Annotated in this window: 16 protein-coding genes and 1 other RNA gene; 6 read left to right on the top strand and 11 right to left on the bottom strand. The window is 43.6% G+C overall.

The genetic code is table 11. The features are described from left to right. Positions 1 to 77 precede the first annotated feature (77 nt). Positions 78 to 428, top strand: coding sequence for an acylphosphatase (locus tag H6541_08250; protein MCB9015770.1), 351 nt, complete (start codon positions 78 to 80; stop codon positions 426 to 428). Between the two features lie 90 nt (positions 429 to 518). On the opposite strand, the gene H6541_08245 is transcribed toward H6541_08250, so the two are convergent. Further along, positions 519 to 1,379, bottom strand: coding sequence for a YitT family protein (locus tag H6541_08245; GenBank protein MCB9015769.1), 861 nt, complete (start codon positions 1,377 to 1,379; stop codon positions 519 to 521). A 434-nt stretch (positions 1,380 to 1,813) separates the two neighbouring features. Here H6541_08245 and H6541_08240 point away from each other — a divergent pair, with 434 nt between their 5' ends. From H6541_08240 to H6541_08220, 5 genes are all read left to right on the top strand, one after another. Continuing rightward, positions 1,814 to 4,240: a T9SS type A sorting domain-containing protein gene (locus H6541_08240; protein ID MCB9015768.1), complete on the top strand. Its 2,427-nt coding sequence runs from the start codon at positions 1,814 to 1,816 to the stop codon at positions 4,238 to 4,240. Positions 4,241 to 4,279: 39 nt separating this feature from the next. Beyond that, positions 4,280 to 4,534, top strand: a complete 255-nt coding sequence (locus H6541_08235; protein ID MCB9015767.1) for a hypothetical protein — start codon at positions 4,280 to 4,282, stop codon at positions 4,532 to 4,534. A gap of 280 nt (positions 4,535 to 4,814) precedes the next feature. Continuing rightward, the gene (locus H6541_08230) at positions 4,815 to 6,227 is read left to right on the top strand and encodes a T9SS type A sorting domain-containing protein (GenBank protein MCB9015766.1); all 1,413 of its coding nucleotides are present in this window, start codon (positions 4,815 to 4,817) and stop codon (positions 6,225 to 6,227) included. A 253-nt stretch (positions 6,228 to 6,480) separates the two neighbouring features. Next, positions 6,481 to 8,430, top strand: coding sequence for a hypothetical protein (locus tag H6541_08225; GenBank protein ID MCB9015765.1), 1,950 nt, complete (start codon positions 6,481 to 6,483; stop codon positions 8,428 to 8,430). Between the two features lie 42 nt (positions 8,431 to 8,472). After that, entirely contained in the window at positions 8,473 to 9,198 is a 726-nt protein-coding gene (locus H6541_08220; protein ID MCB9015764.1) for a prolyl oligopeptidase family serine peptidase, read from the top strand. A 112-nt stretch (positions 9,199 to 9,310) separates the two neighbouring features. On the opposite strand, the gene H6541_08215 is transcribed toward H6541_08220, so the two are convergent. From H6541_08215 to rnpB, 10 genes are all read right to left on the bottom strand, one after another. Beyond that, positions 9,311 to 9,790, bottom strand: a complete 480-nt coding sequence (locus tag H6541_08215) for a hypothetical protein (protein MCB9015763.1) — start codon at positions 9,788 to 9,790, stop codon at positions 9,311 to 9,313. Between the two features lie 189 nt (positions 9,791 to 9,979). After that, positions 9,980 to 11,962: a DNA topoisomerase (ATP-hydrolyzing) subunit B gene (gyrB, locus tag H6541_08210; protein MCB9015762.1), complete on the bottom strand. Its 1,983-nt coding sequence runs from the start codon at positions 11,960 to 11,962 to the stop codon at positions 9,980 to 9,982. Between the two features lie 156 nt (positions 11,963 to 12,118). Next, positions 12,119 to 13,807: a hypothetical protein gene (locus tag H6541_08205; protein ID MCB9015761.1), complete on the bottom strand. Its 1,689-nt coding sequence runs from the start codon at positions 13,805 to 13,807 to the stop codon at positions 12,119 to 12,121. Between the two features lie 80 nt (positions 13,808 to 13,887). Next, a complete protein-coding gene (locus H6541_08200) occupies positions 13,888 to 16,950 on the bottom strand; it encodes a tetratricopeptide repeat protein (GenBank protein MCB9015760.1) in 3,063 nt (1,020 codons plus the stop codon). A 203-nt stretch (positions 16,951 to 17,153) separates the two neighbouring features. Continuing rightward, entirely contained in the window at positions 17,154 to 18,083 is a 930-nt protein-coding gene (locus H6541_08195; GenBank protein ID MCB9015759.1) for a T9SS type A sorting domain-containing protein, read from the bottom strand. A gap of 223 nt (positions 18,084 to 18,306) precedes the next feature. Further along, the gene (locus H6541_08190) at positions 18,307 to 19,155 is read right to left on the bottom strand and encodes an FkbM family methyltransferase (protein ID MCB9015758.1); all 849 of its coding nucleotides are present in this window, start codon (positions 19,153 to 19,155) and stop codon (positions 18,307 to 18,309) included. A 278-nt stretch (positions 19,156 to 19,433) separates the two neighbouring features. Beyond that, on the bottom strand, positions 19,434 to 19,613 hold the full coding sequence (locus H6541_08185; protein ID MCB9015757.1) for a hypothetical protein: 180 nt from the start codon (positions 19,611 to 19,613) through the stop codon (positions 19,434 to 19,436). Then, complete coding sequence (locus H6541_08180; GenBank protein MCB9015756.1) at positions 19,606 to 20,517, bottom strand: metallophosphoesterase; 912 nt, start codon at positions 20,515 to 20,517, stop codon at positions 19,606 to 19,608. Before H6541_08180 ends, H6541_08185 begins: the two co-directional genes overlap by 8 nt. 159 nt (positions 20,518 to 20,676) lie before the next feature. Continuing rightward, positions 20,677 to 21,693: a tetratricopeptide repeat protein gene (locus tag H6541_08175; protein ID MCB9015755.1), complete on the bottom strand. Its 1,017-nt coding sequence runs from the start codon at positions 21,691 to 21,693 to the stop codon at positions 20,677 to 20,679. Between the two features lie 481 nt (positions 21,694 to 22,174). Further along, positions 22,175 to 22,572: RNase P RNA component class A (rnpB, locus tag H6541_08170), an RNA gene on the bottom strand. Positions 22,573 to 22,659 lie beyond the last annotated feature (87 nt).

Raw genomic sequence — 22,659 nt, 5'->3', positions numbered from 1 at the left:
GGGAAGCTGGCTTTACTTATCGGTTTTTCTGAAAGGGGAACATTGTCGAAGCGGTTGGACTGCAGAAAGGAAACAAAATGAGAAAAGCTGTAAAAATTGTCATCAGTGTGGGAGCCCGGCATGCCGGGTTTCGTTTCTATGCTCTCAGAAAGGGGAAGGAGATGGGTGTCAGGGGAACTATTGCCTATTTGTCTCATCAAACAGGGGTGGTGATACACGCCGAAGCCAATCAGCATATCCTGCAAAAATACATCCATATCCTGCGTCAGGGAACTCCCTTTTGTGAAGTGGTCAGTGTTTTATCTGTGCCCGATAAGGTGTTGAATTGCAAGTATTTCGAAATTATACAATCGGCCAAGCTCTCTGGCGAAACTCAGCTAAATGCCAAGCCTCGCAAAAGCCTGCGTTTTGGAATTTTTGGCTTTTAGTTCTGAGGACCCTTTTCCTTTGGGGTGCTGTCTTTTTTTTATTTAATTTTCAGTGGCATGCCTGTTTTAATTTAAACAGATAGTGGTTGGTTATTTTATGGTATCGAACCCTTTTCCATAAACGCCCATGACTGTATTGAGGGAAAGAAACGCGGTGGGATCTTCCTGTTTTACTATATTCAGCACCTGCGTTGAGTCCATTTTTCGTACAATTACCATCAATATGTCATTTTCGGTTTTGGTGTACCAGCCTGTGCCTTTGATAAAAGTTACTCCCCGTCCCATTTCTTTGCCAATGCGGTCGGCAATAACCTGCGGATGTCTGGTAAAGACAAAAATCTGTACCGATTGTTTGGAACCCGTGATAATAAGGTCAATAACATAGCTGGCGACAGCCATCACCACAAATCCGTAAACAAGTGTTTCTATGCTTCTGAAAATAAGCAGTGAGCTGGAGATGATAAATACATCTATGTAAAGAATGATTTTTCCGGGACTCAGATTGTGATATTTGTTTATCATCAGCGCAACAATATCTGTTCCGCCTGTACTGCCTCCCTGTGTAAAGATGATGCCCATGGCAGCTCCGCTCATGGATGAGCCAACGATGGCGGCCAGGAATTTATCGGTGACAAAAGGGTCTTTGATGTAATGCTGCAGCAGCGTAAATAGCCCTGAAAGAACAACCACTGAATATACGGTTTTAATGCCGAATCCAACGCCCAGCACCCTGACCGCCATCAACAGCAAAATGGCGTTGATAACCAAAACCGATACACCTACCGGCAGCCCGGTTGACCAGTAAATAAGTGTGGAAATGCCGCTTACCCCTCCGCCGAGTATCTGGTTGGGTATAAGAAACCCGGTCCAGCCCAATGCCATCATGAATAGTCCAAAGGTAATGATGAGATAAGTGCGTAACTCTGATAAAATTGAAACAGGCTTTTTCATTAATTAGTTATTTTGAGTGCAAAATTAGGCCTTTACAATGTCTTATGCTAAATGTGAAAATGATATGATGCAGTATAAAGCTGATTTTTGCAGGATAATTTAACATAAAAAAAATATTATAGATGTTGATTGGTTAAATGGAAGTTATTATCTTTGACATTGTATTGAATGTTGCCTTGATTGAAATCGTGTAATTTTATGCTTAATTAAATGTAAATATTTTATTATTTGATGCAATTGATAATGAATTGGCATACAAATATAATTGAATAACAGAAAATTACACAGCTATATTCTCTTCCCGCACTATAAGGCAATTTGAATGAATCGAATAGGATAGCTCGTTGCAACCCGTGTTGCGGCATTCGTTGATTTTTACTTGTTACCAAAGATTATACTCAATGATGATATCAGTTCATATTAAATTTAAATTTATGAAATTCAAAATGCAATGGAAGGGCCTGCCGGTATTTCTGGCAATGGCCATGACTTTATTTGTTTCTGTATTTGCCAGAGGTAATACTTCGGGCGATTATCGTACGGCAGCTGCTGCCGTTAACTGGAATGTTATTGACAACTGGCAGGTTTGGGATGGGGATAAGTGGGTAGCTGCAACAGTGGTTCCCGGGCCTGATAATGATGTTTATGTCCAGTCGGGGCATGTTGCCACGCTTACAGCTAACGGAAGTTGCAAAAGCCTTTTTATCAGCACAGGGACAACCTCAGCTACAACCGGCGATGATGCGCAGGTCGCTCTGGCATCCAATACATTGGAAATAAGTGGTAAGCTTAGTTGTTATTTTAGTAATGTCAACACGGATGTTAATTCAACTGCACAATTTGAAATTTCCATAAGTTCATCTATTCCCAGTAAGCCTATAGTTATTACCGAAGGCAGTGGAGGCCGGATTAAATTTATTGGCAATAGCAGAAGCATTCTTGTTTCTGGTGAATGGGCGGCTACCAATACTGCGTCAACGACAACTTTTGCCATTGAAATAGCATTTAACAGCGGGCAAACTGCTACCATGGAAACCAGCCTTAAGGCTTCATCCTGGCTGATAAGTTCGGGTAAACTATATGTTGGTGAAAACAGTATCAGTGTGGATAATGGCACTACTGGAACAGGCGATGTAACCATCAGCATTGGGGCAATCATAGAATCATTGGTTTCGGGTAGCTCTAATGCTGTTTTTAGAAGGACTTCTTCTAGTTATGGCGGTGCATTGATTGTTAACGGTAAATTGATTCTGGCAGGGACATCTCCCAACATTGCCATGAATGAAGTTTGGTTTAACGGCGAAGTGGAATATTCGAAAGCGGGTAACCAAACCCTGGCCGTGTTAACAGGTGGAGCCACCGCAACAAGCATTGGTCAGTATCACAGCCTGATACTTTCCGGTTCAGGCAGTAAAACGCTTGGCCTGAATACTGTAGTGGCCTCTGAGTTGGTAACGGCTGAGGGAACAACACTGGTTATTCCTAGTGGTATGTCATTGACAGTCGGTTCCTCATGTCGGGCAAATATCAACGGTTCCCTTACCAATAACGCAGGATCTGCAGGTTTGGTTTTAGAAAGTGGTGCTTCATTCATACATGCTGTCAATAATGTGCAGGCTACGGCTCATTGTGTTATTCCCGGCACAACCAATAACTGGCATTTACTGGCTTCTCCGGTTGCCAATCAGGCGATTGCGGACAACTTTATACCCACAGGAACAAGCTATGACTTTTACGCCTGGGATGAACCTTCTGAAATGTGGCTCAATCAGAAAGTTACGGCTAATAACCTTACTGCTTTTATTCCGGGCAGCGGATATCTGGTGGCTTATGCCTTGCCCGATACCAAGAGTTTTACAGGAGGGCTTAACAACGGCAATATAACTTTTAATCTGAAATATAGTGCTACAGGTAACTACAAGGGCGCCAACCTGATGGGAAATCCTTATCCGTCAGGCATTGACTGGCACCTGGCTAACCGTGGGCAATTTCAGGATAATTTTGCTTACGCTTATAATCCCGGCAAGGCAGGAGGCGAAGGTTATGAAGCCATTGATGGTGCCCTTGAAAATGCCTATATCGGTTGCAGTCAGGGATTTTTTGTGCTGGCCAAACAGGATCAGAATAATCAGCCGTTTACTTTTACCAATGCCATGCGGGCACATGGAGGTTCTTTCTATAAAAATACCGGTTTTGCAAGTCAGATGGTTGTAAGGCTTAGCAGAGAGGCTAATTATGATGAAGCAGTTATCAGGCTCTCCGATGAAAGTGAATTTGAACGTGATAGATTTGATGCCGTGAAAATGTTTTCTTACAATCCGGCCATACCGCAAGTGTACGCATATACTGCCGACAGGGTACAGACTTCGGTAAATACCGTGCCTTCAACAGGCGGTGAGCTTAACTTCCCGATTGGTTTATACATTCCTGAGGAAGGTAATTATCAGATTGCTGTTCAGGCTTTAACAGGTGATTGGCAAAATCAGACTGTTTTTCTGGAAGATAAAATTGCCGGAAGTCAGTTGAATCTGACTGCACAGCAGGCATATACATTTTATGCTACTCCGGCTGATGATGCCAATCGTTTTGTGTTGAAATTCAGTAGTGTAGGTGTTGATGAACCTGGTGCAGCAGCTTTGCCTTTTGTATACTCCGCTCACGGGCAAATTTGTATTGCTTTGCAGCAAAAAAGCCCGGCACAGGTCAAGGTTTATAGTCTTACCGGTCAGCTTGTGCTTCAGGGGAAGGCTGCCGCCGAAACGCTTACTTCTATAAACACTGGTTCGCTGCATAGTGGAATTTATATTGTTGCCGTAAATACCGGTTCACAGCTTTCAAGCCACAAAGTGGTTGTCAGGTAATCGGGTTTAATTATTTTATGAAATTAAAAAATTGAGGATATGAAAAATATAGTTCAAAAGGTAAAACTGCTTCTTGTATTGATGATGTTGATGATGTTGCATTGTTCAATTTATGGTCAGAGCGTTCCTCCGGCTCCGCCCGATGGCGGACATGGCGCTACAGGCAATCAGGCGCCCGGCGATGAAGGTGGAACTGCTCCTGTGGGCAGTGGTGTTGCAATCCTCATTGGGTTGGGCGCTGCTTATGCCGGCAAGAAAGTGTACAATACTTACAATAATGGTAAGTTTTCCTGATAGAAAAAGCTTGATCATCGGGCTGTTTTTGGGGGCCTGACGTTGTTACAACTCCGGAAAATCGTGTGTTTCCCGGAGTTTTTTATTTGAGCTGCGAGGGATAGTTCCCTTGTTTTGCAGCTATTTAAATGCCTTCAAACGGCATCTGTCATCCATCAGAATGGCGGCCGATTTGACTTCCTTCGGGGATTGGTTTTTGTGTGTAATGTTTTTTATATGCCAATCATCACAATGGTTTCAGCAAAAATCCCTAACATTGCACGTCAAAAATTACATATCAATGATGAACTTTCGTAAATCTATTTTTTCTGTTTTAGCAATGGTTGCATTGCTGGGCCTGTCGTCAATGGCTCAGGTTACTGTTATTGTGGAGAGTTTTCCAACCTATACGCCTCATGGTGAATTTGTTTACCTGGCAGGCAGTATTAACGAATGGAATCCCGGAAATCCTGCATATGTTCTTTCGCGCAACAGTCAAGGCAAGCTGGCTATTACACTGGCTGCACAACCTGCCGGAACGGTTGTTGAATACAAGTTTACACGTGGTTCATGGGAAACTGTTGAGAAAGGTGAAAATGGACAAGAAATTATAAACCGCACTTTTACTTTCGGAAGTGTTGATACAGTTCGTGTTACCATTCAAAACTGGGCTGATCATACCGGAGGTGCGGTATCAACAGCGGCTGAAAATGTGGAGGTGATGGATGAGAATTTTGCGATGCCTCAATTTAACCGCAATCGCCGTATCTGGCTTTACTTTCCGCCCGATTATGAAACTTCAGGGATAAACTATCCGGTAATGTATATGCATGATGGGCAGAATTTGTTTGATGCCATGACCTCTTTTGCCGGTGAGTGGGAAGTGGACGAAGCGCTCAACGCGTTGGCAGCGCAGGGTCACAAAGTGCCCATTGTTGTTGGTATTGATAATGGAGGCCTTTCACGTATTGAAGAGTATACTCCCTGGGTAAATGCTGATTACGGCGGAGGAGAAGGTGAGAAATATATGCAGTTTATTGTTGAAACGCTTAAACCATATATAGATGCCAATTACCGCACCTTGCCTGACCGTGATAATACTGCCATTATGGGTAGCTCACTCGGTGGCCTGATATCTCATTTTGGGGCGCTTAGTTATCAGCAAGTGTTTAGCAAAGCCGGAATTTTTTCGCCATCCTACTGGTTTAGCGATAGCGTGTGGGCTTTTACCCAAACAGCCGGCAAACAATATGATATGCGACTGTATCAGCTTTGTGGAACTGACGAAGGCGAAGGTGTTGTTCCCGATATGCTTCATATGAACGATTCATTGATAAAAGCAGGATTCAGACAGGAAGAGATTTTCAATAAAGTGATTGAAGGCGGACAGCACAACGAAGCGCTCTGGCGTGGTGCATTTACCGAAGCCTTCTTGTGGTTGTTTGAGCCAGGCTCGGCCGCTGTTGATGAAAATCCTGTAAAAACAGGCGTAATGTGCTATCCAAATCCCGTTAAGGATGAACTCTCATTCAAAGGAATGCCTGCTGATTTTTATGATTCGGTTGTGATTTGTAATACTACCGGGCAGGTAGTGTTGCAACTCTCAGGTACCATTGGTCATTCACTTAATGTAAGTCATTTACAACCCGGAATATATTTCATTCGTTTGCGTAAAGCCGATGCTTTGCTGGAAGGTCGGTTTGTAAAGATTTAATATTCAGGTTATTACTTATTTTTTCGGGCATTCAGCCTATTGCCGGTCTCGGTTTCGGTGTCTTATTAAAACAAAAGTTAAATAAGTGCATCAGGAAAGCAAGACCGGTTTTATATTTTATTTGTTGCTCTTCTATGGCGCTGCAGGTGTTTTCCGGCTGTCATTATGATTTATTCCCTTTTTCTCTTCCTCAATTACATGGCAGTCAAATCTATTAAATCCTATCTTTGCACATTACTTCAGCATCTGTCAAATGCGGTTAAACTCAACATTACTTCTTCTGTTTCTACTGGCTTCTTTCGGGCTGGCTCATGCACAGGGCAATAAAGAAGCATCCAGTTTTGTGCTTTCGCCTGATTCAGCTTCGGTGTATGCCGTAACACTTCATCAGAGATTTCCGGGCGAGAAAATTGTGCGCTTGTCCGATACCCTTCTTACCGGCAATGAATTTTATATTCCTACCGAATCGGCCGATTTGCTGAACGCTGTCAACGGGAATACAGGCCTGGCTTACAAATCATTGATATTTAATCCTTCTGCCGGCAGCGGGTTCCGCTTTGCGCCATCGGTGTATGGTCTCTATTTGCTGAGCAACCAGAATATTCCCTATTATCGGTTGCGCACACCTTATACCAAAATCTTTTATACTTTCGGTAAAGGCAAAGAGCAGCTTTTTAATGTTACACATGCCCAGAATATTTCACGGGGTATTACCCTGGGTATTGATTTGCGCATTGTTAACTCGATAGGGATTTATAACCGGCAAAAGTCCGACAACGCTTCGGTAGCTGTTCAGGGGCAGTTTGTGAGTGATAACGAAAGGTATGTGGTGCTGGCCAACTATCGCAACAGTCGTTTTAAATGGCGCGAAAATGGCGGAATTACTTACGACAGCCTCTTTACGGATAACATTGAAACTGACAGGCAGCGAATTGGAATTAACCTGAGCGATGCCGATAACCAGGTGAAAGAAAGTGGAGTGTTTATCAGGCAGTTTTATTATCTGGGGCGCAACCCGTTTGCCATGAGAACCGATACAATTGAAAAAGATACCCTGAGATTCAGGGCTGTAGCTGATACAATGCGCCATCTGTACAATCCGCAAAGGAGCAATTTCTTTCGCCATACCTTTACCTATACCCGTAATTCGCTCTTATACACCGATGGAGATCCTGCTTCCGGTTTTTATACTGATATTTTTGCTGATTCAGTAAGTACTTATGATTCATTGTACTATCATGAATTTGTGAACGATTTTGCTTTTGAAGGCGGCATAGGAAAAGCCCGCGGGTCTGACAAGGCTATTGTATTGCGAGCCGGCATTGAGCATGCTTTCAGTGTTTACCGCAACGATACTATTTCGAAAAAATACAGCAGATTAACGCCTTATGCCTATCTGGCAGCCAATGCTTTTGGGTATGCCCGTGCCGAAGGCTATGTGTGGTTGAGTCAGGGCGCGCCGTTCAATGGTGACAAGGGCTTAAGCGGAAAGCTTACTTTTCCGGCGTATGACAATTCTACATCCTGGGGAAATATCTCCGCAGGGCTTGAAGTCAATGCACTGCAACCCGATTTTCTTTACCAGTTCCATTATTCCAATCATTTCAGATGGGAAAATTCATTTGGCCAGCAAACCATTGTAAGTGGAAAAGCCATGTATGAGCGGCATAACCTGAAGGCAGGTTTTAACTTTTATAACCTGGGCGGATGGGTTTATTTGAATGAGGAAGCTAAACCTGCACGTGCAGACGGTAACATAAGTGTAAGTCAGGCGTGGGGGCAGGCTGCTTTTAAATTGGGAAGCTTTGATTTGAATGCCTTTGCTGTTTGGCAGAATGCTTCTGATGAAGATGTGATTCATTTGCCTGAGCTCGCTGGCCGGCTGTCGGTATACCATACAGTTGTGTTGTTTAAAAGGGCCCTTCATTTACAAACCGGCCTGTCAGTTATGTATAATTCGGCCTTTTATGGCGATGCTTATATGCCGGCTTTACGTTCATATTACCTTCAGCGTCAGACCGAAACAGGCGATTATCCTTATATGGATGCCTTCGTGAACGTAAGGGTAAAACGCGCTCGCATGTATTTGATTGCCAAACATGTAAATAGTGGCCTGATGGGTTACAATTACATACAGGTGCCTGGTTATCCAATGCCTGATCGTGGTATTCATTTTGGGGTTTCGTGGCAGTTTTACGATTAAAGTACTAAGTATTTTTTTTGTCTGGTTTTAAAATTTACAAGAATGAAAAATCTGAAATTGTTGCTGTGTTTGTTATTGTTGGGCGCTGGTTCGGCAGGTGCTCAGTCTCTTGTTCAAAGCGAAGGCTCTTTCCAGGGGAATGTAATCAAAACGGTGTCATCAGAATACCTGCTTTATTTGCCTGACGGATTTGATGAGGAACCCGGAAAGCAATGGCCCTTGCTGGTTTTTCTGCATGGTTCGGGCGAGCGGGGCTCCGACCTCGAGAAGGTTAAAGTGCACGGGCCTCCCAGACTTATCAATGAAGGCAGGAAATTTCCGTTTGTGGTGCTTTCGCCACAATGTCCCGACAGGACTGACTGGGATACTGAAACATTGTTTGCTCTTATCAAACATATTGCTTCGCGGTATCGTATTGATGAAACCAGGGTTTATGTTACCGGTTTGAGTATGGGAGGCTGGGCCACCTGGGATTTGGCTATGGCTCACCCCGATTATTTTGCCGCCATTGCCCCCGTTTGCGGTAGGGTAAACCGGAATTATAATGAAAGGGCCTGCGAGCTCAAAAATATGCCCATATGGGCGTTTCATGGTGCGGCTGACGATGTGGTGCTCATCAATGAAACAGCCAGAATGATAAAGGATTTGAAAGCTTGTGGCAACGAAGCCCGGTTTACCATTTATCCGTTGGCTAACCATGATAGCTGGACTGAAACATACAACAACCCTGAATTGTATGATTGGTTTCTGTCGCAAAAGCGTAAATAATGAGCAGCTGTATTGGATTTGCATCAGATGAATGAATGCTGCCTGATAAAAACAACAATGCCCGGAATCATTCATTCCGGGCATTGCTGTTTTCGGGAAGATTATCCAGGCATCAGAAAGTATATCTTACTGATAATGCTACGCCATCGCCCCACCAGTGGGTGTCGCCAATCAGGTTAAAGGCTGGTTTCCAGTCCAATCCTACATTGAAAGGTACGCCCGGAAACGTGTATTCAAGTCCGGCAATAAAGTCAACGCCAATAATAGCAAAGGAGCCATTGCGATCAGCATCGTACCAGTAGTATTTGTTATTGTCCCAAAAGCCAATATGGCCTCCCAGTCCCAGGAAATAGTCGAGGTTGTCGGCTCCCTTTACAGGTTTTTGCCATTCATAAAGCCCTGTAACGGCAAATCCGCCCCAGCGGAAGGAGGCAATTCCCTCCAGTGCATTGGTTCCTGAAATAAAGTGTTTTATGGTGAGGCCATTAAAGTAACCCAGTCTCAGTCCGGCTGCTGTACTGTAATTCTGAGCCTGGCTCAGGCTTGCCATTGACAACAGCATGGCGGCAAATAGCAAAGTTTTAATTTTCATCTTGTCTGTTTTATTGTTAATTTATATTTGTGGGGTGTTTTGTAAACGCAAAATCCAGACCAAAATTGAGTTGGCGGCTTTGGATTTTTAGCTTGATTTGAAAACCGTAATTTCCCGGGCAGGGAATCAGTGTTTTACATCAAAAAAAAAGCCGGCAACTTTTGCCGGCTATCATCATCAAAGTCGGTTTTACACGTCAATTCTGGCGTATTTAGCGTTCTTTTCAATAAAATCGCGGCGGGGTGGCACCTCATCACCCATCAGCATGGAGAAAATACGGTCGGCTTCGGTTCCATTTTCGATGGTCACCTGCCTGAGGGTGCGGAACTCAGGATTCATGGTTGTGAGCCATAACTGCTCGGCATTCATTTCTCCCAAACCTTTGTAACGCTGAACATGCACGCTGCTTTCTTTTCCTGCGCCAGCCAGTTCGGCCGAGATGGCAATTCGCTCTTCTTCGGTCCAGCAGTAGCGTTCGTTGTTCCCTTTTTTAATGAGGTAAAGCGGGGGTGTGGCAATGTAAACATATCCGCTTTCAATCATTTCCTTCATATATCTGAAGAAGAAGGTGAGAATAAGGGTGGCAATGTGGCTTCCGTCCACATCGGCATCGGTCATGATTACGACCTTGTGATAACGCAGTTTCGAAAGGTTAAGTGCCTTGCTGTCGTCTTCGGTGCCAATGGTTACTCCAAGGGCGGTAAACATATTTTTGATTTCCTCATTGTCAAAAATCTTATGCTGCATGGCTTTTTCAACATTCAGGATTTTTCCCCTGAGAGGGAGAATAGCCTGAAATTTGCGGTCGCGGCCTTGTTTGGCTGTTCCACCGGCCGAATCACCCTCCACCAGGTATATTTCGCAGAGTGCCGGATCTTTTTCGGAGCAGTCGGCCAGTTTTCCTGGCAATCCTGAGCCTGAGAGAACATTTTTACGCTGTACCAGTTCGCGGGCTTTGCGGGCTGCATGTCGGGCAGTGGCGGCCAAAATAACCTTGTTGACAATGGTGCGGGCTTCTTTGGGATGTTCTTCAAGGTAGTAATTAAGCAATTCGGAAACCAGGGTGTCAACAGCTCCCATTACTTCGTTGTTGCCCAGCTTGGTTTTGGTCTGCCCTTCAAACTGAGGTTCCTGAACTTTTACCGAAATGATGGCTGTTAAACCTTCGCGGAAGTCATCACCATTGATGTCAAATTTCAGTTTGGCCAGCATGCCTGACTTATCGGCATAACTCTTGAGCGTTCTGGTCAATGCCCTGCGGAATCCCGAAAGGTGTGTTCCTCCTTCGTGGGTGTTGATGTTATTAACGTATGAGTGTATGTTTTCGCTGAACGAAGTGTTGTACTGCAGAGAGATTTCAACCGGGATGTCATTTTTTTCGCCTTCTATATAAATAGGGTCGGGCATAAGCTTTTCGCGCATGCCATCCAGGTACTCGATAAAATCGAGCAGTCCCTTTTCAGAGAAGAATGTAGAATAAACAAAATCTCCGTTTTCGTCGGTGTTGCGCTCGTCAGTTATTGAAAGGCGGATGCCTTTGTTCAGAAATGCGAGTTCGCGCAAACGCGATGAGAGAATTTCATAATCATATACCTCTGTTGTAAAGATACTGGCGTCGGGTTTAAAATGAACGGTGGTGCCTGTTCTGTCGGAGGTGCCGGCAACTCTTACCGGGTAAAGGGGTTTTCCAATGGAATATTCCTGTTCGAACAGCTGGCCTTCGCGTTCAACGTTTACTTTCAGCATGGACGAAAGCGCATTGACGCAGGAAACCCCTACACCATGCAATCCTCCGGATACCTTGTATGAGCCTTTGTCGAATTTGCCGCCGGCATGCAGCACCGTCATGACAACTTCCAGCGCCGAACGCTTCTCTTTTTCATGCATATCGGTGGGTATTCCACGGCCGTTGTCTTTTACAGTAATGGAGTTGTCGGGGTGAATAAAAACCGAAATGTCGTTGCAATAACCTGCAAGAGCCTCGTCAATAGAGTTGTCAACTACTTCATAAACAAGATGGTGCAAGCCTCTTGAGCCGGTGTCTCCAATATACATGGAGGGACGTTTACGCACTGCTTCGAGTCCTTCAAGTACCTGTATGTTATCTGCGGTGTAGTTTCCGTTGCCATTCCCGTTTTCATTGGCTTCGGCTGGTTTATTTAATTCGCTCATATTCAGATTGATAGTATTTATTTGATAGTAGGCAAAGGTAAGGTTTTTTTTAATAGGTTTTACTTTAACTGTAAAGGTAATGAGGAGGGAAGTTATTAACAAAAAGGGCCTGCTTACAACGGCAGGCCCTGTGCTGATATGCGTGTGATATGTGGTTTAAAATGAATAGCTTATTCCGCCAAGCAGATTGAATCTGTATCCCGGGTAGTTATTCCACTGGTAGTAGCGGGTTCCGAGTATATTGTTGAACTGGAGGAAGGCCGAAAGAAGTTTGGTGTAGCGGTATTCAAGCCCCAGGCTGATGTCGGCATATCCGTCAAGTTGCCTTGCAACGACCTCGCCTTCTGTTCCGAAAGTTTTTGCATATTGTTTGCCAAATAGCTCAATTCCGGCACGGGCAGTAATTTTATCCTGCATATTGTATCTGATTTCACCTCCTGTTTTGAGCGCCGGCTTGTGCCATGGTTTTGCTTCAAGGTTCATTTTCCAGGAGTCATACTGCGCCCAGGCTTTGATATTGATTCTGCCCGATTCGTTGTATTCAGCTTCAAGCCGGCTGGTAAAGAGATTGGCTTTGTCATACACCAGCGTAAATTGGTTGTAGGGTATCCGGCTAAAGTCGTTGACAAAAAATACTTCATTTTCGAGGCTTGAAGAGCGAACAGAGCCATGGAGATTGATGGCTTTGCCTACGCGGCCCCTGATGGCTGCATAAAAAGCGAATCGTTCGCGTGTGTATTTGAGCGGCAGTACCGACTGTATGAATGGATTGATGTCGCTCAGGGTGTTGAATCCCTTGCGCTGCAGGTTGCCGGTAATGCCAGCCTGCACAACAAGCGCATCATCAATTATCCTGATGCTGCCTTCTGCCATCGGAAACAGGTGCACTTTTGATACCGAGTCGCCCTGTACGGTCAGATTCAGGCCTAATTTAAGGCTGTATTCCTCAAAAGTGGTGCTGATGTATGGCTTTACAACCACCATTGTGCTGTTTTGCTTCAGGGTGCTGTCTTTGTAATGAGTTATGTTTATGTCGGTTTCAAGTCCCAGCATCTGAGAGTCGGTGAAATCGAGCAGCTCGAAGCGCTTACTGGCTTTTCCGCTGATGTTCAGTGCTGACTCGCGAGTGTTAAATAAATCGGAAACATTGCTCAGCGAAAGATCAATCTCATGGTTAAGTTTGTCTTTTTCGCTGTAGTTTGATTTGAATCCGACACTGCCATTGATTCTGCTGAAGCGCTGTTTTAAATCATCTTCATTGATAAACGTTTCAAAATCAGTTGGCTTAAACCCGTATTGGTAAACAACATTGCGTCTGTAACCAAGTTGTGCACTGAGGGTGTGTTCGTCAAAATATTTTTCACCGTTCAAGCGGACGATGTTCAGGCTGTTGCTGCTTTTGGGATAGTCTTTGATGACCCCTGAGGATGAGAAATGCTTGAAATACATGCCCATTGAATAGCTTTTCGACCGCAATGAATTGGCATAAAATTCAGCCAAAGGAGTGGTGTAATTTCCAAAACCGATGCGGGCATAGTTGCGGTAGAGCTTTTTTTGTGGCTCACCAACCAGTTTTACGGCACTGATGTCATCAGGTTGCAGGCTGGTTTCCATGGGGCGGGCCTGTATGTCGTAAGTCATTACAGGCAAGGGCACTTCGGTTTCGTTTGATGAAGGATTGATGCTGAGCTTGCTGGCATCCGGAATACTTGGCTCAAAAGCAGCTGTTACGGTTACCTGTTCTTCAATTTCCTGGGCTGTGACTTGTGCTGCAAGTGCGGCAACAAGCGTCATGCAAAGGAGGAAAGTGGTGTTTTGATATAAAATGCGGTGGAGGATTCTCATAGTCTGTTCAGTTTTTAAAGGCTTTTAATCGTTCTCTGCCTGTTTAGATTGCAGGCCTGTCAGGTTGTAATGTGTCAGGTTTATTTGATGATGATGCCTTCTTCGTCGTCGAATACTTTCTTGTCCTGTTGTCCGGCATTTTCCTGAAGGTTAATGGCCTGCAGTTTGTCGGTGGCTATTTTCTTCAAATCTTCACCCTGGTAGTTGTCAATAATGCTCTGCAAGGTTTGTTTGGCCTGAAAAGTATTTCCGGTATTCAGGTAAATATCGGAAAGCAGGATAAACGATTTGGCTACCCAGTAGTCGTATGACGAGAAGTCGCCGGTGAGCCTGAAAATTCTGGTTTCGCTTGTTTTGTAATCCTTTTCCTGGAAGTTCATTTCAGCCAGGTTGTACAGTGCTTCAGCGCCGGCCTCGCCCTGCGAAAGTTTGAGGGTTTCCTCAAATGAACTTTTGGCCAGATCGGTGCGTTGAAGTGCCCGGGCCGATTTTCCGATGATTAGCTGCGTTTCAGCTTCAAGGGCAGGGGTGAGGCGCTCCTGTGTGAGGGTGCGCTGTGCATATTGAATGGCCTGGCCATAATTGCCGGTTTGATAGTTGCAGCGCATCTGGCCGGTGATTGCTTCGGTAATATTGGCTTTGTTTTCGGCGTTTTCTTCAAGTCGCTGGTACATGTTCAGCGCTCCTGCATAGTCTTTCATCCGGTAAAGGATACCGGCTCCCTTTAAAGCGGCATTTTCTGTAAAGCGGTTGCGCGGACGGCTCAGAATAAATTCATAGCTTTTAAGCGCTTCGGCATATTTGCCTGAACGCGATTCGCAGTCGGCCTTGTAAAAATGGGCATTTACAATAAAACTTCCATTGGCAAATTTCTGAATGTAAGAGATAAACCCCGGAAGTGCTTTTTCGCAGTCGCCACTCATATAGCGGTTTTCCACGGCGGTGTATGTAAGTGAGTCCTGTTCGGCCACGCTTACGTTGGCAAATGGGATGTCGGCTGCATAAGAAACATAACTGTCAACCTGGTTTAAATCGACATAAATATTGCGGATCACCGCCAGGGCTTCGCGGGCCTCAGGTGTTGCCGGATAGTCTTTTACTACTTTTTTGAAGGTTTCAAGTGCCAGTTGGTCGCGGTTGGTATTGTAGTAAATAAGTCCGCTGTTAAGCGATGCATTTTTTACCAGGCTGCTTTTGGGGAAGTCTTTGATAAGCTTTTGGAAGGCGGCCAGCGCTTCTTCATTGCGGTTGAGCGTCACAAGGGTGCGACCGGTTTCGTATCTGGCGTCGTCGCTATAAGGCGATTTGGGGTAGTCGGCCACCAGCTTTTGCAGCGATGCGAGTTTCTGGTTCAGGTTGCCGGTAACTCCCACTGCTACTGCTTTCTGATAAAGCGCATAGTCGGCATCAGCGGCGCGGGCGCCAATAGCCAAATCGTATTGCTGAATAGCCTCAGGGTATTGTTTGCCCATAAAGTAACAATCGCCCAATCTCAGGCGGGCGTCGTTGAGCATTTTGGGATCAGCAGGATGCCCTTCCAGATATTTGGCAAAGGCAGTGCGTGCTTCACCGTATTTTTTCTGCTTAAATGCAGCATAGCCCAGATTGTAATTGACTGATGAAAATGCACTGTGCTTTTCGGCGCCGGGTGTTTTCAGAAAGTTGTTGTAATAATTGGCGGCGATGTCATATTGGTTTAAACGATAGTACGATTCTCCGGTCCAGAAGGTGGCACTGGCTGTTATGTAGTTGTCATTTTTGTTGCCGAGTGCATTTTTGAACTGTCCGATGGCATCAAAATACTGGTTGTCGTTAAAAAGCTCTATTCCTCTGAAGTAGCTTATTTTTTGATATATCGCATTCTGGCTGTTGTTGCGTTTTTTGATGTTTTCGAGGGTAAGCAGGGCTTCTTTATAGTTTTTGGTAACCATGTAAAGGTTGGCCAGATAAGTGTAGGCTTCGTCGCGTCTGGGCGAATCCGGATATTCGGTCAGATACTGCTGCAGGGCTTTGATGGCTTCGTTGTAAGGATTGTATGAAAGCTCGATGCTCAGTTTGGCATAGTTGAAAAGAGCGTCTTCGGCAAGGTCTGATTTAACGGGCACTTTCCAGGCCGATAAAAAGGAATTGGATGCAAACTGTTTCTGATCTGTTTTCAGATAGCAATCGCCCAGATGGTAATATGCATTTTGTGCCAGGCTGTCTTCGCCGGTGGCAACTGTTTGAAATTCAGGGATTGCCTTTGCATAATCCATGGTCTTGTAGTATGAAAAACCAAGTGCATAACTTTCTTCCCGGCTGGCTTTGTTTCGGTTTATTTTGCGGTATTCCTCCATCAGCTCAATGGCTTTGGCATAATTCCCCTTGCGGTAATTTACATCAGCAGCCAAGCGGAGTATTTCGTTGGTACGCTTGTTGCGCTGGCCTTTCAGATAAGGTTGCGACATTTCAAGCATTTCGTCATAACGGCCCTGCAGGTAATATATCTGAATGATGTAGTAAGGGATGACTTTTTTAAATGTTTCATCGTCTCTGAGCTTTTCAAAATCTCTGAGTGCGGTTTCATACTTTCCGCTGGCATACATGATATGTGCATAGTAATAGGTTGCCGGCCCGGTGTATTTGGTCTGCTGATCCTTAATGCCGTAAAACAGTTCTGCCGCCTGATCAAAGTCGTTTTTCTTAAAGTAACAGTAGCCTTTTTTAAAAGTGTATTCGGCATTTTCTTCGGTGTTCATGTCATAGGTATTTACCTTGTCATAAGCACTCAGGGCGTCGCTGTATTTATTGTTGCGGAAGTTCAGATTGCCCAGTTGAAACCATGCGCGGTTGGTGCGGGTGTTTTCAGGATAATCGCTCAGAAATTTGTTGAGCAGGTAGGCCGCATCGCCATGTTGCATTTCGGCAGCACTGGCTGCTATGCCGTATTCTTTTTCGGCGTCGTAAGCCACCAGCAACATTTCTGATGGTATAATTCCGGCATAAACCTGCCGCGCTGCGCCATATTTTTCTTTGGCAAACAGGTCGGTTGCACTGCTTTTATCGACCTGCGGATGCTGATTTGAGACTGTGTGCTGGGCAATGACTGGCGAATAACCAGCCAATGATAATGAGGTGAGTATGACCAGAATGGATCTTTTCATGCAATGTTCAGTTTAGGGCTTAAAGTTAGCCTGATATTTTCCGTGCAAACAGGCATTTCAGATTGATTTATCAACACGGTGCGTTTGAAAACTTATGCTTCAATAACGCCGGCATGCATGGCTTATTATGCCAAATCAGACAGAGTAGCTGTTTCGGTAGTAATTTATAAGAAGTGTAATGTAAAGTCAGGCTTTGAGCTGCATTAGCGGTGCATAAATTTGGCCGTTTTCTGAATGCCGTCTGCCGAAATATAGCGGGCAATGTAAATGCCTGCGGGTAAATTGCCGATGTTAATTTCTGCCCTTCCTGATATGGCAGGTTTGTTTTCAAGCTTTACAACCGAACCATCGAGGCTAATTACTGAAAAAGTGCCGTTACCGGCTGGCAAATTATGGGCCATGAGTGATGTATGTGTGTTGTGGAAGGTGATTTCAGGCTTTTCGGACGGCCATTGATTTTGAACCGAAACAGGGCCATAGGTGAGTGAAAGATTGTCTATCCATAGCTTGCTGCCAGAAATTATGGTGCTGTTGAGTATGTTTGATGAGAAGAACATAATATTCATGGTGTCAGGCACTTCCCACATCAGGTATTCTATTGGCAAAGCAAAAGCCTGCCATTCATTTACCGTGTCGCTGAAAATGCCGTATGAAAAACCAATGGTGTCGCGGGTAGTGCCATTCCATTTAAACAGTCCGATGCCCATCAGGCAAACGTCGCCTTCGGCCGGCTGATAGCGGAAATAACCGTTCAATATCTGAGGCTGGGTGTCGATAGGAACACCGCCTTCAACAGTGCCGGTTTGATTGAGCACATCCAGTACAATTTCGCCTAATGATACAATGCCGGGCAGTGTAACCGGGCCAACCACAAATACATTTTCGGTAATTGTTTCAATTTTGATGCTTGAAGTACCGCTTTGGGCATTGGTTTGGTCGCGGGTAATGCATATAAAGTCGGTGCCCAGTATGTTTTGGTTGATGCTGTTCCACCCGTCGGGTTCGCCATCTGTCCAATCTTCAAAATCAGGGTTGGGTATCGGATTTTGTGCCCTGCTTGTTAAGGTAAGGGTGTTTGTGAGTAGCAAGCTGAGAAATATGCTGATAATGAGAGGGGTGTATTTTTTTTTCATAGATCATTGTTTTTATATGGCCACTGCAGGTTTACGTTTTACAAATTTAGCCAAAATCCTGTTGGCTTTTGGTTTTACTGGTTATCAAATCGTATTTAATTGGATGTGCAGTGCCCGGTTTAGTTCTAAGCTGCTCTGTATCGCTGGCTATAGTGTATTGAACTGCCAAGCTTCTTAATGCTTACAAGCATAACTCCGGGCGGGGTTTCGCTGAATTTAATGTTTATTCTACTGAAGCATGTTTCGCATGCGTGTCATACCAGCCTGGTATTGGTTGTCTTACTATTTTTTGAAGAATTTTATACAATATCCTGAAAGCCAGTTTCTTTTTTACTTTGCTATGGTCGCCATAATATTTGTACCCCAGAAAAATAAGCCTGTACTGCAGTATGATCCATCTGTTTTTCACCCATTTATCGGGCAAATCTCGGCCAAACGGGCCCGATGAACCATAAGAGAATTTATAGTTTAAAAAGTTTCCTTCGTGTGTGTTAAGGGGCTCTTTCAATCTTTCAACGGCCGACTGGTTAACAGCCTTAAATTTGTTGTATCCCAGTTTGTTAAACAGGGCAATTTCATCCTTTAATTTTTGAAAAGAAACTTTGTCAGATTCAATCGATATGAAATCTGGTTTTTCATTAAAGTTTAGCAGCGTTTGCAAGCAAAGGGTGTCCATGCCCTCAATGTCTATCTTCATGTAATAAGGAATGCCGTAGCTTTGTAAAACCTTGCTAAAATCTATGACCGGCACCTCTATTTTTTCGCTTGAAGTGCCCCGGTTTTCATTCCTTTTTACCCATGAGTTTACAGTGGTTCCCCATTCTGAACATTGGCGGTTGATGTAAAAGGGGACAAATTTGTTGCCGGAGCCTGCAGCATCTGAAATCGCACCGTTAATAATCGTCAGTTGCCTGTTTTTGATTTCCCCGGCAAACTTTTTCGAGCACAGTTCAACCAGCTGCGGATTGGCTTCAATGGCAACGACATGAAACCCTTTTTTTAAATAGTACGCGCTATCCTCCCCTTTGTGCATGCCAATGTCATAGATTAAATCGTTTCGTTTCATCTTCATATTATTCATGTTATTGATTCAAATTGAAGTGTTGCAGTACGAAACGTCTGCCATTCGGGGGTAAGCGTAGTAATGATAGAAGAGAGGGGTTTGCAGTGCCAGCCCTTTGAAGTAAATGATGGGCGGCCTTTCAGACTTTCAACCTTAAATATAATCAATTTTCAGGAATTCGCATTGTTTTTTTTAGTTTTATTGAAAATCATTTTAGTGTTTAAGGTCGGATTATAGGTGTTTAAGCAATATTTAAAATGTTTTTAAAGCCCGTGCAGCGGAATGATTTAAAGGATTCGGCGGGGTTTTTGAACTGTGATTTTTGCTTTTTTCTCCATCATACTTGCATTTTTAAACCACCGATTTTCGTTTCGCGCTGATAACGATGTTGACGTATTGCGTTTGACTGCACCAGCTTCTACGTATTGTGCCGGATACCTGTGAAGTGATGCTATGTTATCAGACATAGGTCAGGTTTTTGCTGTCCAGATTTTCCTCTCCGTTGAGACGATATGCAACGAGTTTGCCCCCTTTTGCAATGCTGTAATCTAAACAACAGATATTTTTCTTGTATAATGAAGGCTCTCCTTTGAGCCAATAATGTCCGAAGAATACATTTTTATCGCGGTCACGGTAAAAGTCAAATGATTTTAATTCGGATAATGCAACGGGTTGTTCAGGTAAATTTTCGATGGGTACAACACTTATAGATCTGTATGTCATTGCCGAGGGGTCTTCCCACCATTTTATCCGTATTTCTGTTCTTTTGGTGCCGTCTTTGTCTATAAAGGAAATTCCTTCCGGTATTTTTATTTCTTTGCCTTTTAAAGTCTGGTCTATGGCTTCGTTTAACTCAGTACCTTTCTTGACCGATTGATAAATGAGTTCGTCGGTCAATCTGTCGTTGACTAAAGTTTTTCTTAAATAATTGATGGTGTTGTTGGCCCAACAAGCGTGCACTGCTTTGAATTTGTCAGTTTCGTAATATAGTGGCAGGGTTTTAAACCATTCCAGATAGTCTTCGTACTCCTGCTGTCGGTTTTGAAACTGTTTAATTGTTTCAAAATGCTGAATGATATTTTTTATCAGATGTTTTCTAAGGTGTCCGCCGGTGGTTTTCTGAAAATGGAAACACAGTGCGTTGTATTCATGATTTCCCATTAAAGCAATGGCATTCTCATTGTCCACCATGGCTTTCACTATTTGTAGTGTTTCTCTGATTTTTGGCCCCCGGTCAATATAGTCGCCAACAAAAACAACTTTTCTGTCGGGGTGAGCGTAAGCTCCGTTGTTTTTTGCATAACCCAGTTTCAGCAGTAATTCTTCGAGTTTGTCTGCGTGTCCGTGAATGTCGCCAATCAGATCTGTCATATTTAGCGGGTTTTCTTATGATGTTGTTTAAGGGTTGCTAATATAAAATCGCTGGGTTTGCAGGCAGAATTCATATCTGAAGTGCAAAAAGCTTAAGCGAGAACCAGGCCCCCGCAAACCATTGACCATTTCGGTTTTATTTTGCGTGTACTATGTCGGCTATTGTTCACTCAGCCATCTGTTAAAATCATCAATCCTTTTGTCATTTTCTCTCAGCCATTCCAAGGCTGTATCATTTGATGATTGACTAATATAGTAGCAATATGTGTCAATATGTTCTGATTTAGCAATATCATAGAATAGCGGAACATAAAAATCCCACCACAATCCTGTATTCTTTTTCTTTTTAAGTTCTCCAAGTATTTTGAAAAAAGAAGTAGTGTTCTCAATAAATAATTCATCTCCACTTTTACCTTTGTTTTCCTCAAGGCTTTTCGAAGCTTCTAGCATAGAAATCATCATGCCTGCTGCGCCGAATTCTGTTTCTAATTGATTTGGGTCTAGAATAATATTAATCTGGCTCGGATTATCTTCGTCTCTCCCGACATTTCCACTAAATTGTTTTTGTATTAAATTGTAAGCAGTTTTTGCTCTCTCGGAATTTGGCTCCAGGAATAGAAAATAGTGCAAACAAAGCAGACTTTGAACCTTCTGATTCTTATCAGTCATCAAATATCCTAAGAGTAAATGACTGCTTGCATGGTCGGATTTAATTTCTATTGCGTTTATTAAAGCTTCCTCTGCTTTATCATATTCTTTCAAGTTATAATAGTTGTATCCTAAGTTGTAATATAATAAGTGATGAGCTCCAAATTTTTTAATTCCGGCTTCAAAAAGCTTTATTGATTTCTTGGTTTCTCCTAAATAATCAAGAGATGACCCTTTTGTAATGTATGCCTGCAATAGGTATTTATCGTTCAATTCAATCACTTTGTCACAATGTATTATCGAGTTTTTATAATCTTTTGCATACATGTAAGTCATTGCAATCTCATAATTAATTAAGGGTGAGTTAGGCTCGATTTCAAGCGCAGTTTTGTAAGCTTCAATAGCTTTATCAAATTGCCCATTTTCATGATATTGAATACCAGTCTGAATCAAACTATCGATGTTTATCTGAGAATAAATCAACGTGGGAATCAAAAATAATCCAAAAATCAAAATTTGTTTTTTCATATCTATGTAGTATTGTTTATAATGGAATGAAACGATTATATACCCTCAGTCTTGCGCATATTTCACCATATCTGTATAGCTCAATTCGTTTATCTACGTGTCTTGAAAGTCCGTGCTAATATAGGATTTTATAAAATATCAAATCTGTTTGTCGGGTTTTATTTATTTTCTATTTTTTTTGTTGTTCATTAAACACTCTCAGGTAACAACATTTACACCCCAGTGCACCGCACCTGTAATCCGGTCGATTGTATCAACAAATCAGCTGCGGGAACCCGGGGCAGGTGGCGCTGAAAGTAGCTGAGGGTATTGTGTGGGAGCATTTACGCGGGATGCAGTTATATTGGTATCCATCATTTGCCGGGAGATGTCCGCGATTTTAAATGCCGGTGCAGGTGTTTTAATCTCCGATGGCAGAAGAGAAACTGGTTAAAATAAAATATCCCCGCGTTGGCAGGGATATTTTATTCAGAAAAAACGGATGCCGTACAATGCTGTAAGCGGGGTTCTGTAACTGACGCAGCCTAAACTGCGCCGGCCTTCTGTCATTTATCTCGTCCTTATGTTGCCATAAGGCTTTAACGACCTACCCCCCGGAAAAAGGCGGGCAGCCTTTTGTTAAACCTTGCGGTGTAACTATCCGGTATATTTGGTCTTTCAATCCATAAGGTTTACCCGCTCGGGTTGTCACCAACCCGAACCGTGGGCTCTTACCCCACATTTTCACCCTTATCCCGCAAAAGCGGGACGGTTATTTTCTGTGGCACTTGCTGTTTCCGCCGGCAGCGGAACCTTCCTGTTAGGAAGTATGGCGCCCTGTATTGCCCCGACTTTCCTCTTTTGGTTGTTAAGGCCAAAAGCGACAGAACACATTGTTAGTTTCCGTTATGAGACCTAAGTTGCTGCAAAGATATAGAAATATTGAACGACAATGCAATAAGCTCATAAAAGTTAGGTGCCGGCAAA

This window comes from Lentimicrobiaceae bacterium (assembly GCA_020636745.1).
GTDB lineage: Bacteria > Bacteroidota > Bacteroidia > Bacteroidales > Lentimicrobiaceae > Lentimicrobium.
Note: the sequence above shows the minus strand (reverse complement) of the source record. Positions and strands in the feature narration are given on the sequence as shown.

Coding starts and splice junctions, on each gene's coding strand:
- H6541_08250 (MCB9015770.1), top strand. CDS start 78: ATGAGAAAAGCTGTAAAAATTGTCATCAGTGTGGGAGCCCGGCATGCC.
- H6541_08245 (MCB9015769.1), bottom strand. CDS start 1,379: ATGAAAAAGCCTGTTTCAATTTTATCAGAGTTACGCACTTATCTCATC.
- H6541_08240 (MCB9015768.1), top strand. CDS start 1,814: ATGAAATTCAAAATGCAATGGAAGGGCCTGCCGGTATTTCTGGCAATG.
- H6541_08235 (MCB9015767.1), top strand. CDS start 4,280: ATGAAAAATATAGTTCAAAAGGTAAAACTGCTTCTTGTATTGATGATG.
- H6541_08230 (MCB9015766.1), top strand. CDS start 4,815: ATGATGAACTTTCGTAAATCTATTTTTTCTGTTTTAGCAATGGTTGCA.
- H6541_08225 (MCB9015765.1), top strand. CDS start 6,481: ATGCGGTTAAACTCAACATTACTTCTTCTGTTTCTACTGGCTTCTTTC.
- H6541_08220 (MCB9015764.1), top strand. CDS start 8,473: ATGAAAAATCTGAAATTGTTGCTGTGTTTGTTATTGTTGGGCGCTGGT.
- H6541_08215 (MCB9015763.1), bottom strand. CDS start 9,790: ATGAAAATTAAAACTTTGCTATTTGCCGCCATGCTGTTGTCAATGGCA.
- gyrB (MCB9015762.1), bottom strand. CDS start 11,962: ATGAGCGAATTAAATAAACCAGCCGAAGCCAATGAAAACGGGAATGGC.
- H6541_08205 (MCB9015761.1), bottom strand. CDS start 13,807: ATGAGAATCCTCCACCGCATTTTATATCAAAACACCACTTTCCTCCTT.
- H6541_08200 (MCB9015760.1), bottom strand. CDS start 16,950: ATGAAAAGATCCATTCTGGTCATACTCACCTCATTATCATTGGCTGGT.
- H6541_08195 (MCB9015759.1), bottom strand. CDS start 18,083: ATGAAAAAAAAATACACCCCTCTCATTATCAGCATATTTCTCAGCTTG.
- H6541_08190 (MCB9015758.1), bottom strand. CDS start 19,155: ATGAAGATGAAACGAAACGATTTAATCTATGACATTGGCATGCACAAA.
- H6541_08185 (MCB9015757.1), bottom strand. CDS start 19,613: ATGTCTGATAACATAGCATCACTTCACAGGTATCCGGCACAATACGTA.
- H6541_08180 (MCB9015756.1), bottom strand. CDS start 20,517: ATGACAGATCTGATTGGCGACATTCACGGACACGCAGACAAACTCGAA.
- H6541_08175 (MCB9015755.1), bottom strand. CDS start 21,693: ATGAAAAAACAAATTTTGATTTTTGGATTATTTTTGATTCCCACGTTG.